Origin of the sequence: Streptomyces sp. (genome assembly GCF_035645055.1) — a bacterium.
GTDB lineage: Bacteria > Actinomycetota > Actinomycetes > Streptomycetales > Streptomycetaceae > Streptomyces.
In genome coordinates this window covers 63,812-76,963 of record NZ_DASQNH010000057.1, presented here as the reverse complement: position 1 = coordinate 76,963, position 13,152 = coordinate 63,812, and the positions used below count along the sequence as shown (strand labels likewise).

12 protein-coding genes are annotated in these 13,152 nt (G+C 74.3%); 3 read left to right on the top strand and 9 right to left on the bottom strand.

From position 1 onward, the window contains the following. Positions 1-3: 3 nt before the first annotated feature. Entirely contained in the window at positions 4-453 is a 450-nt protein-coding gene (locus tag VE614_RS19730) for a GNAT family N-acetyltransferase (protein ID WP_324938479.1), read from the top strand. Here the strand turns inward: VE614_RS19730 and VE614_RS19725 are convergent. The 3 genes from VE614_RS19725 to VE614_RS19715 form a co-directional block, all read right to left on the bottom strand. After that, on the bottom strand, positions 450-587 hold the full coding sequence (locus VE614_RS19725; protein WP_324938476.1) for a hypothetical protein: 138 nt from the start codon (positions 585-587) through the stop codon (positions 450-452). The genes VE614_RS19730 and VE614_RS19725 overlap by 4 nt on opposite strands. Before the next feature lie 233 nt (positions 588-820). Next, on the bottom strand, positions 821-1,324 hold the full coding sequence (locus tag VE614_RS19720; RefSeq protein ID WP_324938474.1) for a DUF402 domain-containing protein: 504 nt from the start codon (positions 1,322-1,324) through the stop codon (positions 821-823). Next, on the bottom strand, positions 1,305-2,237 hold the full coding sequence (locus tag VE614_RS19715) for a GNAT family N-acetyltransferase (RefSeq protein ID WP_324938471.1): 933 nt from the start codon (positions 2,235-2,237) through the stop codon (positions 1,305-1,307). The genes VE614_RS19720 and VE614_RS19715 overlap by 20 nt, the downstream gene beginning before the upstream one ends. 71 nt (positions 2,238-2,308) lie before the next feature. On the opposite strand from VE614_RS19715, the gene VE614_RS19710 reads away from it, so the two are divergent. Continuing rightward, positions 2,309-2,680 (top strand): GntR family transcriptional regulator, encoded by a 372-nt coding sequence (locus VE614_RS19710; protein WP_324938468.1) that lies wholly within the window; start codon positions 2,309-2,311, stop codon positions 2,678-2,680. Between the two features lie 337 nt (positions 2,681-3,017). On the opposite strand, the gene VE614_RS19705 is transcribed toward VE614_RS19710, so the two are convergent. Both VE614_RS19705 and VE614_RS19700 read right to left on the bottom strand, forming a co-directional pair. Next, the gene (locus VE614_RS19705; protein ID WP_324938465.1) at positions 3,018-3,797 is read right to left on the bottom strand and encodes a DUF72 domain-containing protein; all 780 of its coding nucleotides are present in this window, start codon (positions 3,795-3,797) and stop codon (positions 3,018-3,020) included. 15 nt (positions 3,798-3,812) lie between these two features. Next, entirely contained in the window at positions 3,813-4,922 is a 1,110-nt protein-coding gene (locus VE614_RS19700) for a DUF5925 domain-containing protein (protein ID WP_324938463.1), read from the bottom strand. 165 nt (positions 4,923-5,087) lie between these two features. Between VE614_RS19700 and VE614_RS19695 the strand changes: the two genes are divergently transcribed. Beyond that, entirely contained in the window at positions 5,088-6,497 is a 1,410-nt protein-coding gene (locus VE614_RS19695; protein WP_324938461.1) for a GH39 family glycosyl hydrolase, read from the top strand. A 9-nt stretch (positions 6,498-6,506) separates the two neighbouring features. Here the strand turns inward: VE614_RS19695 and VE614_RS19690 are convergent, their stop codons facing one another. Genes VE614_RS19690 through VE614_RS19675 form a run of 4 tightly spaced genes read right to left on the bottom strand, consistent with a single transcriptional unit; the run spans position 6,507 to position 12,844 of the window. Next, complete coding sequence (locus tag VE614_RS19690) at positions 6,507-10,217, bottom strand: lipopolysaccharide biosynthesis protein (protein WP_414719611.1); 3,711 nt, start codon at positions 10,215-10,217, stop codon at positions 6,507-6,509. Next, positions 10,210-11,013, bottom strand: a complete 804-nt coding sequence (locus VE614_RS19685) for a polysaccharide deacetylase family protein (RefSeq protein ID WP_324938458.1) — start codon at positions 11,011-11,013, stop codon at positions 10,210-10,212. The genes VE614_RS19690 and VE614_RS19685 overlap by 8 nt, the downstream gene beginning before the upstream one ends. Next, a complete protein-coding gene (locus VE614_RS19680; protein WP_324938455.1) occupies positions 11,010-12,026 on the bottom strand; it encodes a glycosyltransferase family 2 protein in 1,017 nt (338 codons plus the stop codon). The genes VE614_RS19685 and VE614_RS19680 overlap by 4 nt, the downstream gene beginning before the upstream one ends. After that, the gene (locus tag VE614_RS19675) at positions 12,023-12,844 is read right to left on the bottom strand and encodes a glycosyltransferase family 2 protein (RefSeq protein ID WP_324938452.1); all 822 of its coding nucleotides are present in this window, start codon (positions 12,842-12,844) and stop codon (positions 12,023-12,025) included. Before VE614_RS19675 ends, VE614_RS19680 begins: the two co-directional genes overlap by 4 nt. Positions 12,845-13,152 lie beyond the last annotated feature (308 nt).

Sequence of the window (13,152 nt, the reverse complement as noted above, 5' to 3'; positions counted from 1 at the left end):
GGCATGCGCAACCTGGAGATCCGGCCTGCCGTCGCCGCCGACACTCCCGCCGTGAAGTCCGTGACCGACGCGGCCTACCGGCACTACATCGCCCGCATCGGGGTGGTGCCCCAGCCCATGGAGGCGGACCACGCGGCGGACGTGGCCGCGGGGCGGGTGTTCGTCACCGGTGAACCGGTGACCGGTCTCGTCGTCCTGGACGCGTACGAGGACCATCTGTTCCTGGACAGCATCGCCGTCCACCCCGACGCCCATGGCCAGGGCGTGGGGCGACGGCTGCTGCGGTTCGTCGACGCGCACGCGGGCGTGCTCGGCCTGTCCGAGATCAGGCTCTACACGAACGCGATGATGTGGGAGAACCAGAAGATCTACCCCAAGTACGGATACGAGGTCGTGGAGCGGCGCGTCGACGGGCCGTACGACCGGATCCACTACCGCAAGCTCCTGGACTAGCTCTCCGGCCACCAGGTGCGCGCGATGTCCTTGCGCACCTCGGGCCGCCCGGCGGGACGCTCGTCGACCGCCTCTTCGCGGATCCGGCGCGCGTCCGACGTCTTCAGGGGCTTCCGCACGGTCACACGGCGCATGTCTGCCTCCTTGTGGGACTACCGAGTTCCGCGTTCTCACGGAGGTAGACCCGTTCGGTGAGACTTCCTCATCGCCGCCCGAATAGTCTGTGGCGGCTGTCACGATTTGGTTGCCAGTGGCGGGTGTCACCGTTGGGGCCCCGGCAAACCGGCGTGATGGGCCGACTGCGCTCTGTGCCCGCGCGAGGAGCGCCGTGTCACCGGCCGGTGACACGGCGTGAGACGGCGGCGGGTCAGCTCAGCAGGGATTCCAGGCCGCCCACCGCCCTGGCCAGGGCTTCCAGTTCGTCGAGCGCCCGCAGAGCGGCCCGTGCGGCCCCCGGATCGCGCTCCGCGAGGCCGCTCTCGGCGAACTCGTCCTCGTCCAGGCGGCGCACGTCCGAGCCGTCGGCCGAGCGCCACAGGTCCAGGTCCAGGTCCTCGACGACCAGCTCGGCGCCGGTGCGGGTGGCGGGGCGGGTGATGTCGCAGTACCAGCCCTTCAGGGTGCCGTCGGCCGCGCGGACCTCCTTCACGGAGTACCAGCGGTCGCGCCAGTAGTACTCGGTGAAGACATCCCCCGGCTCGAACCGCACGAAGCCGAAGTCACGGACGCCCTCACCCGCCCAGGCGGCACGGACGGCGACCCGGGTGCCGTCGTCGGCGAGCAGGTCGGCGGCGTAGCGGATCTTCGTCCGGCCCGCCTTGACCAGGACGACGGCCACCTGGCCCGCCGGTTCAGCCGAGTTCGCGGACATGGCGCACCTCCGTGGCGCAGATCTGGTACCCGAACCACGTGTTGATCGCGAGCATCGGGCCGTTGCCGGTGTCGTTGCCGGTGAACGCCTCCCGGTACCCGGCGGCGCGCGCCCGGTGCAGGGAGTCGTTCTTGGCGAGTTTCGCCAAACCCCGGCCGCGGAAGGCGCGGGCGGCGCCGGTCATCGCCGAGCCGTAGCGGCGGCGGGCGCGGTCGGTGTGGGCCGCGCTGAAGGCGACCGGGCGGCCGTCGGCGACCGCCACCGAGGTCAGCTCCAGATCGAGCAGCGGATGCCTCCAGGTCTCCTCGACCCACGCCTCGAAGTCGGTGAACTCGGCCCCGATGTCGCTCGGTTCGTCCGCCGTGGCCTCCGCGTCCAGCTCGAACAGGGGGCGCGGGTCGTCCGCGTAGTCGGCGCCCGTGCGCAGTCCGACCCCCGGCGGCGGGTCCTGCCGGGGCGGCAGGGTGCCGTGCGCCAGGTCCAGGCGCAGGAAGTGCGCCGAGCGGCTGGGCCGGTAGCCGTGCCGTTCGGCGAAGGCCCGGTGGGCGGGCTCGTCCAGCACCCAGGAGAAGAGCCGGGTCGCGCCCAGCCCCGCCAGATACTCCTCGGCGGTGCGTACCAGCAGCGAGCCGGCGCCGCGCCGGGTCCGCTCCGGGTGGGTGTACACGTTGAGGTACCCCTGGCCCGGCTCCGGGCTGTCGTGGGCGAGGCCGGCCTGCGCCGTGCCGATGATCTCGCCGTCCTCCTCGGCGACGAACTGCCGGAAGCCGGCGTCGGGATGGCTGTGGGTGAGGTTGTGCAGGACGGAGTCCGGGGTGTCCAGCATGAAGGGCAGGGCCAGGCTCCGGACCTCCGCGAAGCCCTCGGCGTCGTCCCGTACGCCGGGACGCAGCTCACGCGCGATGACGGTCATATCGGCGCACGTTACGCGGGGAACGGGGCATGGTGCCTCCCGTTTTCCGGGGGGTACGGGACAATCGCCCCGTGACCTTGAAGATCCACATCGATGAGGGTGCCGCTCCGCCGTACGAGCAGGTGCGGGCGCAGATCTCCGCGCAGGCGCGGTCGGGAGAGCTGCCGGTGGGATACCGGCTGCCGACGGTGCGCGGGCTGGCGGAGTCGCTGGGGCTCGCGGCGAACACCGTCGCCAAGGCCTACCGGGCGCTGGAGACGGACGGCGTGATCGAGACCCGGGGCCGGGGCGGCACGTTCGTGGCCGCGGCGGGCCCGGCGGCGGAGCGGGAGCTGGCGTCGGCGGCCCAGGCCTACGCCGACCGGGCCCGCCGCCTGGGCGCGGACCGCGACGGCGCACTGGCGGCCGTACGGGACGCACTGCGGGCGGCGTACGGGGAGTGATCCCTGGCCGGGGGGCCTGGCGCACGCGTGGTGATCCCGGACGGGGCGCGTGGCGCGTGGCCCGGGCCGGAGGAGCGCGGCAGACGGGAAGGGTCCCCGGGCCGGTCGGGACGACGGCCGACGGGGCCCTGGTGCGGGGGGCAGTGTCCCGGAGCGGCCCCGGGCCGGGTGCGCGGCGCGTGGGGAGTGGTCCCGGCCGGGAGAGGTACGGCAGACGGGGAGTGGCCCCGGATCGGGGGCGCGGGGTCCAGGGAGCGGCCCCCGGCCGGGGCGTGGCGGCCGGGGCGTGGCGGCCGGGGAGTGGTCCCGGGCCGGGGCGCCGTGCCCCGGCGTGTGGTCACCCGTCGGGCGCGGTCGTGAGCGCGGTCGGTGCGCGGGTCGCCGTGCGGCCCCGGGCGGCGGCCGTACGGGCGAACGCCATCGCGTCCCGCACGGCCGCTCCGCCGGGGTCGTTGTTGAAGTACGCGTACACGTCCCGGCCGTCGTCGAACGCCTCCGCGATCCGGCGCAGCCAGGTCTCCAGGGACTGCCGGCCGTAGCGCGGCCAGGGGTGGGCGCGGCCCTGGTGGAAACGGACGTAACCCCAGTCGGCGGTGCGCCACAGCGGGGTGACCGGGCGGGAGAGGACGTCGGCCCAGCACAGCGCGGCGCCGCGGGACTCCAGCACCCGGCGGACCTCCGGCGTCCACCACGACTCGTGCCGCGGCTCGACGGCGACCCGCGTCGACGCCGGGAAGCGGCGCAGGCAGGTGTCCAGCAGGCCGGGATCGGCGCGCAGGGTCGGCGGCAGCTGGAGCAGGACGGGGCCCAGCCGGTCGCCGAGCCCGGCCGCGTGGGTCATCAGCCGCTCCACCGGCTCCTCGGGATCCTTCAGCCGCTTGATGTGGGTCAGGTACCGGCTCGCCTTGACCGCGACGACGAAGTCGCCGGGCACCCGGTCCCGCCACGCCTCGAAGGTCTCCCGCGCCGGCAGCCGGTAGAACGCGTTGTTGATCTCGACCGTGGCGAAGTGCTCCGCGTACACCTCAAGCCACCGCCGCGTGGGCACGTCGGACGGGTACAACCGGCCCTTCCAGTCCTTGTACTGCCACCCCGACGTGCCGACATGCAGAGGCATACCCCCATCAAAGCATCACAGGTACAGCCCCGCCTCCGAGCCGCCCCGCGGCTCCGGCAGCGCCGTCGGGGAGGTGCCCCGGCGCAGCGCGTACAGCTCGGCCAGCGTCGCTCCGTCCCGGCCGACGGCCCGCTCCCGGCCGGGGACCTCCGGCCCCAGCCAGTCGATCGCCTCCGTCCGGGTCAGCGGACCCACCTCGATCCGGGCCAGACAGCGGCCGGGGCGCACCACGGCGGGGTGCAGCCGCTCCAGGTCCTCGTTGGTGGTGACCCCGACCAGCACGTTGCGGCCCTGGCCGAGCAGCCCGTCGGTGAGGTTGAGCAGCCGGGACAGCGCCTGCCCCGCGGTGTGCTTGGCCTCGCCGCGGATCAGCTCGTCGCAGTCCTCCAGGAGCAGCAGCCGCCAGCGGCCCTTGCCGGCCGCGTCCTCCTCGCCGATCGCGATGTCCATCAGATAGCCGACATCGCTGAACAGCCGTTCCGGGTCCAGCACGCAGTCCACCTGGCACCAGTCCCGCCAGGAGCGGGCCAGGGTGCGCAGCGCGGAGGTCTTGCCGGTGCCGGGCGGGCCGTGCAGCAGGAGCAGCCGGCCCGCGATGTCCTCCGGGGTGGTCCTCATCAGCCGGTCCATCGCCTCCGCGACCGGCGCGGTGTAGTTGGGCCGCACCTCGTCCCAGGTGCCCGCGGAGATCTGCCGGGTGGTGCGGTGCGGGCCGCGCCTCGGCGAGACGTACCAGAAGCCCATCGTGACGTTCTCCGGCTGCGGCTCGGGCTCGTCGGCCGCGCCGTCGGTCGCCTCGCTCAGCACCTTCGCCGCCAGGTCGGCGCTGGTCGCCGTCACGGTGACGTCGGCGCCCCGGTTCCAGCGGGAGACGAGCACCGTCCAGCCGTCGCCCTCGGCGAGGGTGGCGCTGCGGTCGTCGTCGCGGGCCACCCGCAGCACGCGCGCGTCCGGCGGCAGCAGGGTCGCCCCGGAGCGGACGCGGTCGATGTTCGCGGCGTGCGAGTAGGGCTGCTCGCCCGTCGCGAAGCGGCCGAGGAACAGCGCGTCGACGACGTCGGAGGGCGAGTCGCTGTCGTCGACGTTGAGCCGGATCGGCAGTGCGTCGTGTGGGTTCGCGGACATGCCGTCATGATCGGGCACCGGGGCGCCGCACGCACCCGGTTTCCGCGGTGCGCGCGGAGTGTCGTCGTCCGGGCCTCTCGTCCTGGAGTGCCCCTTGCCCACCCCTTCGTTGCTTCTGCGCGACATCTGCCCCCGTGCCCGCTCCCGCCGTTACTGTTGCCCTCGATGGCACGTCATGGGTGGGCTCCGGGGGTACGGCGGTGGCGGCTGGCCGCGCTGCTCGGTGTGCCGGCGGCCGTCGTGGCCCTGCTGGTGACCCTGGCCGGCACGCCGTCCGGCGGCGGCGCGAACACGGAGGGCACCTCGCCCGGCGGCGCCGGGGCGCACGGCACGCCCGTCACCCCGCCGCAGCGGCTGCGGCCGGATGTCGGCTGGGGCTTCACCCACACCCAGTTCAGCGCCGGCGAGGGCAGCCCGCGGGCCGTCGCACGCGTCGAGAACCGGCTGAAGGGCGCCCGCCTGCCGCAGAACCAGCACATCATGGGCTGGGGCGCCGACAACCCCGAGCCGGTGCGGGGGCGTTACGACTTCGCGGCCCTGGACCGGCGCGTCGACTTCATGCGCGCCTCCGGCGCCACCCCGGTCATCACCCTGTGCTGCGCCCCGGACTGGATGAAGGGCGGCGAGGCCGGCGCCGGGCGGACCGACTGGAGCCAGGCGGCCCTGGAGACGGCGCCCGAGCCGGAGCACTACGACGACTTCGCCGCGCTCGCCGCGACCGTCGCCAAGCGCTATCCGGACGTACGGCACTTCATCGTCTGGAACGAGTTCAAGGGCTTCTGGGACGACGCCGGGCACCGCTGGGACCACGAGGGCTACACCCGCATGTACAACCGGGTGTACCGGGCGCTGAAGGAGGTCGACGAGGACCTCATGGTCGGCGGCCCCTACCTGGTCATGGACAGCCTCGACCCGCGCCAGGAGTACGCCTCGGCCGCGCCGAAGGGCCCGTGGGGCGCGCTGGACCAGCGGGTCCTGGACGCCTTCGCCTACTGGAACCGGCACAAGGCGGGCGCGGACTTCGTGGTCGTGGACGGCTCCAGCTACACCCGGGACGACGAGTTGCTGCCCGACGAGTTCGCCGCCACCGCCAAGTTCACCGCGGTGGGGGAGTGGGTGCGCCGGCAGACCGGCGGCGAGCTGCCGCTGTGGTGGGCGGAGTACTACGTGGAACCCGCCGACGGCGACGATCAACGCCATGGCTGGTCGGAGGCCCGCCGGACCGCCGTGCAGGCCGCCGGGATGATCGCCATGGTCGAGGGCGGCGCCTCCTCCGGCTTCTACTGGAACCCGGAGGCCGAGCGGGGCCCCGAGTGCCCCGGCTGCCTGTGGACCCCGACCGACACCGCGGCCGGCGGCGGGAAGCTGCCGATGTACGACCTTCTCTCCCGGTTCGCCGCCGCCTTCCCGCCGGGGACGGCGTACGCCGCCATCACCGCGGACCCCGAGGTCCGCGCCCTCGCCACCGACCGGACGGTCCTCGTCGTCAACACCCGCGACCGGGCGCTGAGCGCGACGGTCGACGGCCGGACCGTCGATCTCCAGGCGTACGAGGTGAAGTGGCTGACCCGCTAGGGGTGTCCGTCACGCGATGGTCAGGAACCGCTGCACCAGCGAGGCCAGCAGCACCGCGAGCAGCGGCAGCGAGAACCAGAAGCTGCTCTGCAGCCACCGCAGTTGCCGCACGCCGGGCCGCACCGCGACCCGCACCACCTCGCGGGCCGCGAGCAGCACGATCAGTACCGCCGCCGCGAGCGCCCCGACCACCGACCACGGCGTCCAGGTCACGCGCGGCCCGGCCGGGCCGGGGTCAGCCTCGGGCACGGGACCCGCGGGCCGCTCGCGCAGCGCGTACATCGTGACGTCCTCGTTGGCCAGGACCTTCCGCAGCTCCGGCCGCCGGTCCAGGTGGTGGAGCAGCCGGGGCTCCCAGGCGGGGGCGTAGCCGGCGTCCATCGTCAGATAGGTGACCTGACCGCGGTTGACCATCAGATACGAGTTCGGGCCCGCCTCCTGGAGCGCCTCGACCAGCCCCGACACCAGCGCCGGGTCGGCCGGCGCCGGCGTCGGCACGTACTCCACCTTCTCCATGTCCCGCGCGCCCCACGGCATCGCCGGTGTCACGTTCTCGAACGTGTCGTCGCTGAGCCACAGCAGCCGCACGCTCGGATCGTCGTGGGCGTACACGTACTCCATGGCGGCGACCTCGCCGGGCCGGATCCGCTCGAACGGCTCGTTGCCCCAGCGGGCCACCAGGAAGCCGCCCATCAGCACCAGTCCGGCCGTCAGCGCGGCCAGCGGGGCGAGGCCGGCCCGGTCCCGCTCCTCCGCGGTGACGCCGGTGCGCGGGAACAGCGCGAGGGCGGCCAGCAGAGCCGCGCCGGGCAGCGCGAACAGGAAGACACGCAGCGCCATCTCGCCGCCGTACGACTGCATGCCGAAGCCGAGGAACGGCACGAAGGCGAGGACGGGCAGCGAACGCTCGCGGTACCGGTGCGCGCGCCGCCGCCACCAGCCCCAGCAGGCCAGCGCCAGCACCCCGCCGGCCAGCGCCACCCGCGCGTACAGCACCAGCTGGTGGGCGGAGCTGCCGCCCCCGATCCGGCCGGACACCGACGAGGAGACATTGCCGCCGACCCCGCCGACCCCGCCGAACAGCTCGTCGAAGTGGCCGGACCAGTACGGCTCCGCCATGAAACCGATCCACGACACCACCGCCACCCCGAACAGCAGCGGCAGCCCGCGCGGTTCGCAGCGGCCGGCGACCACCAGCACCGTGACCACGCCCAGCATCACGAACGGGGTGAGCTGGTGGGCCGGGACGGTCGCCAGGAACAGGCCGATCACCACCAGCAGCAGCACCGCCCGCTGGCGCCGGTTCGCCGCCCCCACCTCCGCCTCGCCGGGCCGCAGCCGCGTCCAGATCACGCGCGGGGCGCGGAACCAGACCAGCAGGATCGCGACGAGGACGAGGTGGAGGAGATAGGTGAAGCCCTGCGGGGAGAAGTAGTCCTGGCCGACCCAGCCGCTCAGCACGAAGATCCACACGCCGGTCCAGCGGGCCCGCCAGCTCGCCCGCAGCGACCGGGCGAGCAGGAACACCGGCGCCAGGTACAGCAGCTGGAGCGCCGTCGGCCACCAGCGGATGACCTCGGTGAAGTCGGTGACCCCGCAGGCCTGGGCGACGAACGCGGCCGCCGCGAAGAAGCCCGGCCAGCTCCAGCGCGCGTCCAGGTCCGGCACCGCCGTCCCGGTCCGGTCGATGTGGTCGAGGAAGCCGAGGTGCTGCCAGGCGGTCGCGAACCGCGGCTCGGCCTCGATCACGGCGGGCAGCGCGTGCAGCGACACCACCGTGGCCAGCAGGGTCACCAGCAGCAGCGTCCGGTGCTCCCGGCCCAGCCGGAGCAGGGAGGCGAACACCACCACCAGCAGTCCGGCGCCGGCCAGCGTCGGGGCGGGCAGCACGGAGACCAGCCCGAGTCCGCCCATCCGGTCCAGATCGGCCTCGCCGAGCCGGGCGGCGGGCACCCAGTACAGCAGCAGGGCGGCCGTCAGCAGACAGCCCAGGACCACCCCGAGGCGGGTCGGCGGCAGCCGCCGCCACCAGGCCGTCGGCGGGGCGGGCGACGCGGGCGGCGGGACCGCCGTCTCGGCGGGCCGCACCGGCTCGGCCGCCTCCTTCCGGTCCGTCTCGGTTCCGGCCCCGGCCTCCACCGGCTCGGCTGCCTTCCGTTCGCACGGCGCGGCCACCTCCGGGCCGGCCACGACGGGGATGCCCGCGGGCGGCGTGCCCGGCCCCGGGCGGACGTCCGGGCGGCGCTCCAGGTGGTCGAAGTCGGCGTGGACGCCGAGCGCGAGGGCGCCGGGGTCGAGCGCCCAGCCCGGTCCGCGGCGGCGGGCCGCGGGCGGGGCGGGCACCTCTCCCGGCCCCGGACCGGCGCCCTCGCCGTTCACCGCCGCACCCTCGGTGCGTCCGGCCCCGGACGGTACCGCCCGCACCGTCCGGTACAGCCGGGGCGCGGCGACCGCCACGATCACCGCGACGCTGACGACCTCCGCGACGCCCGCGCCGGTCAGCCCCATCCGGGGGAGCAGCAGCAGCGTCAGCCCCAGCACCAGCGCGCACAGCAGGCCCTGGAGCCAGGCAAGTCCCGCCGTGCGGCTCTGGGCGCGCAGCACCGCGAAGTACGTCTCCATCACCACGCGCAGCACCGCGCCGACCGCGAACCAGCGCAGCAGCGGGGTGGCCGCGTCCGCGTAACCCGCGCCGAACACGCCGAGGATCCAGGGCGCCCCGAGGAACAGCACCGCGCAGACCGGCAGCATGATCCGGGCCATCCGGCGCAGCGCCGCGCGGGTGTCGGCGGCGAGCCGGCCCGGGTCGTGGGAGCCCTCCACGGTCAGCGAGGCGCCCATGTTGACGGCGAGCAGGTTGACCGTGCCGCCGATGGTCGCGGTGACGTAGAAGTACGCGTTGTCCTCGGAGCCGACCCGGGCGGCCACGATCACGGGGACGAGATAGACCACGGCCAGCGAGAACAGCGAGCCGGTGTAGTCGCCCGCGAGGAACCGCCCGACCTCGCGCAGCGACGGCGCCTTCGCGTGCCCCTCGGTGGCCCGCGCGTGCCGGGGCACCAGCCGCCGGAACACCAGCCAGCCCAGCGGGAACACCGAGACGGCGGTCGCCGCCACCCAGGACACGAAGACACCGGTCGTCGGGACGGCCGCCGCGCACCCGACCAGCAGGCCCAGCTTCACCGCGGAGAACGCGGTGTTGCCGACCGGCACCCACAGCGCGCTGCGCAGCCCGGTCAGTACCCCGTCCTGGAGGGTGAGCAGGTTCCAGGCGACCACGGCGGCCACGAAACCCAGCCCGTTCACCGGCCCGGCCAGGAAGCCGTACGACGGCCCCCACCGGTCCAGCGTCAGCAGGAACCCCCCGGCCGCCAGCGCCACCACCAGCGAACTGCCCGCGTAGGTACGGAGGACGAGCCGCCCGGTGGAGCGCCCGGCGACCGGTATGAACCGGGCCAGGGCGCCGGTCAGGGTGACCGCGGTCAGGCCCGCCAGGAGCTTCATCGCGGCGATCGCGGCGGAGCCCTGGCCGACCGCCGACTCGGAGTAGTAGCGGGCCGCCGCCAGCCAGAAGCCGAGGCCCAGCACCGCGGAGACACCGGTGTTGAGCATCAGCGCGTAGGCGTTGCGGAACAACTGGCCGCCGCCCGGCCGCCCGGGCGGCGCCTCCTCCGCTCCGGCGGACGTGGCGGGCTGGGCTGTGGTGGTCGTGTCAGACACGGGAACGGATGGCCTTCCGGCGGACCTGTCGGGCTCTGCGGACCACGGCGTACCCCTTGGTCAGGGCACGGTCGGTGGCGAACATACGGGCGATCGCGCGGCCCTCGACCAGGCGGGCGAACTCCTCGACGCGGGTGCCGCGCCGCACGGTGACCCGGCGCAGCGCGTACGGCCCCTGGCGGTGCCGGGCCAGCGCGTTGCCGACGGCGAGCGCCTGCGCGAACCCGGCCGCCCGCACCTCCCGCCGCACCCGGCGGCTGGAGTAGCCGTACGGATGGGCGAACGACACCGGCGGCACCCCGAGTTCATCCGCGACCAGGTCGCGGCAGCGGGTCAGCTCCAGGCGCAGGGCCTCGTCGTCGAGCTGGTCGAGCTGCGGATGGCTGTGGCTGTGGCCGCCGATCTCCACCCCCGCGCCGGCCAGTTCGCGCACCTGGTCCCAGTCGAGCATGGTGTCCGGGGCGCCGCCGGTGTCGTACGGGCCCCGGAGCCAGCCGGTGGTGACGAACAGCGTGGCCGGGAAGCCGTGCTGGGCGAGCACGGGCAGGGCGTGCGCGTGCACCCCCGCGTAGCCGTCGTCGAAGGTGACCAGGACCGGTCGGGGCGGCAGCGGGCGGCCGTCGCGCCAGCGGGCGGCCAGGTCGGCCGTGGTGACCGGGGTCAGGCCCAGGTCGCCGATCAGCTCCATCTGGGCGGCGAACGCCTCCGGGGTGACCGAGAGGGTGCGGGTCGCGTCGTTCGGGTCGGTGGCGACCGCGTGGTACATCAGGATCGGCACACCGGCGTCCTCGGTCATCCGTTCTCCCCCTCGGCCGGCGCCACGGAGAACGCGGCTCCGCCCCGGCGCGCCCGTGCACTCCCCACGACGTAACCGCCGGCCGCCGTCAGCACGCCGGCGACGATCGCCCCGGCCCGCCCCGCGCCGCCCGGCCGGGCGAGCACGGCGTCGCGCAGTCCGCGCGCCACCCCGGCGGGCAGGACGCGGGTGGCGTACCGCCGCTCCGACTCCAGCCCCTTGCCCGCGCCCACGCTCCGGGCCACCAGCGCCTTCGACAGGCCCTCGGCGTAGGCGCGGGTGCGGAAGTAGCCGAACCGCTCGCGGTCCGCCGGCACCCGGTGGCGGATGACCGCCCGGTCGTCGATCAGCAGCACCGCGCCGGGCACCGCCCGGGTGAGCCGGATGCACAGCTCCGTCTCCTCGCAGCCCAGCGGGCGCTTGTCGCCGCCGCGGCCGATGCCGGTGGCGAAGCCGCCCGCCGCGGCGAACGCGGTCCGGCGGAAGGAGGCGTTGCCGCCGAGCACGTTGCGCACCCGCACCCGGCCGGGCGGCAGCCCTTTGTAGGTGCAGCCCACCACCCAGTCGAACTCCTCCGGGAACCAGACGGGACGGCGGCCAGACGCCCAGACGGGCACCGTACGGCCGCCGACCGCCATCACCCGGGGGTCGGCGTAGCCCTCGGCGAAGTGGCGCAGCCAGTCCCGTTCGGCGACGGCGTCGTCGTCGAGGAAGGCGATCACCTCGCCGTGCGAGGCGGCGATGCCGGTGTTGCGGCCGGCGGACAGCCCGCGGGGGCCCGCGTTGGCGAGCACCCGCACGTCCCCGGCCTCCTTGTACTCCCGGGCCAGCCGGTCCAGCAGCGCCTGGTTGTGGTCGACGACCAGCAGGATCTCCAGCGCCGGCCGGGACTGCGCCCGCACCGAGGCGACCGCGGCGAGGATCTCCGCCCAGCGGTCCTCGGTGTAGACGCAGATCACGACGGAGATCCCGATCCCGGGAGCGCCCGGGGCCTCTCTTCCCGTACCGCTCACGACACCTCTCCCCGCACCGCGTCCAGCATCGGGGAGGTGCGCGTACGGCGGCGCAGCGTCCGCCGGTTGGAGCGCTCCCGCAGGATCACGCGCAGCACCCGCAGTCCGTCGCGCACGGCGCTGAGGTTGCTGGTGCCGTGGATGCGCAGATACTCGTGGCTCGGTATCTCCTGCACCTTCAGGCCCGCCTTGACCACCCGGATGTTCATCAGGGTCTCGACCTCGAAGCCCGTGCAGTCCAGGTCGATCTTGTCCAGGCAGTGGCGCCAGAAGGCGTTGTAGCCGTAGCAGAGGTCGGTGTAGCGGGCGCCGAACTTGCGGTTGACGACGGCGCACAGGGTGCGGTTGCCGAGCTTGCGGATGAACGTCATGTCGTCGGTGCCGCCGCCGTTGGCGAAGCGGGAGCCCTTGGCGAAGTCCGCGCCCGAGACCAGCGCGGAGACGTACGACACGATCTCGTTGCCGTCGGCCGAGCCGTCGGCGTCGACCATCACGATGATGTCGCCGGTGCAGGCCGCGAACCCGGTGTTCAGAGCATCCCCCTTGCCCTTGCCGCGTTGCCGGACGACCTTCACGCCGGGCCACAGCGCGCGGGCGACCTCGACGGTGTCGTCGGTGGAGTTGCCGTCGACCAGGACCACTTCGTGGATCCAGGCCGGCAGGGTCTTGAAGACGTAGGGAAGGTTCTCCGCCTCGTTCATGGCGGGTATGACCACGCTCACCGGCGGCGCGATGGCCAGGTGAGAGGAGATCGGCCGGTACGCGGTCGCCCTGGCCGGTCCCTCGTCCGCGGCCGGGCGCAGTACTGAACTGCTCATGAGTCTGGTCCCTCTCGTCCGGTGGACCGCCCGCCCCCGGGCGGCCCGGCTGTGTGTCCGGTTCGAAAGGGGGGTTGTGTCACTGGCACAACTCGCCGGCCCCGTGAAACGGGCAGCCGGTTGCGCGGCACGTCCCGGCCGCCCGCACACGCGTACGCGCGCACGCCGGCCGAGTACGGCACCCCCCTACCGCGCCCCGCCCGGCGCCACCGCGGCCCTGAGCCCTCCCCTGGTCCGCTGCGTGATGGTCCGGTACGGGTGAGATGTACGACGGTATTGACGAATGAGTCCATAGGGCAAGACCTGCA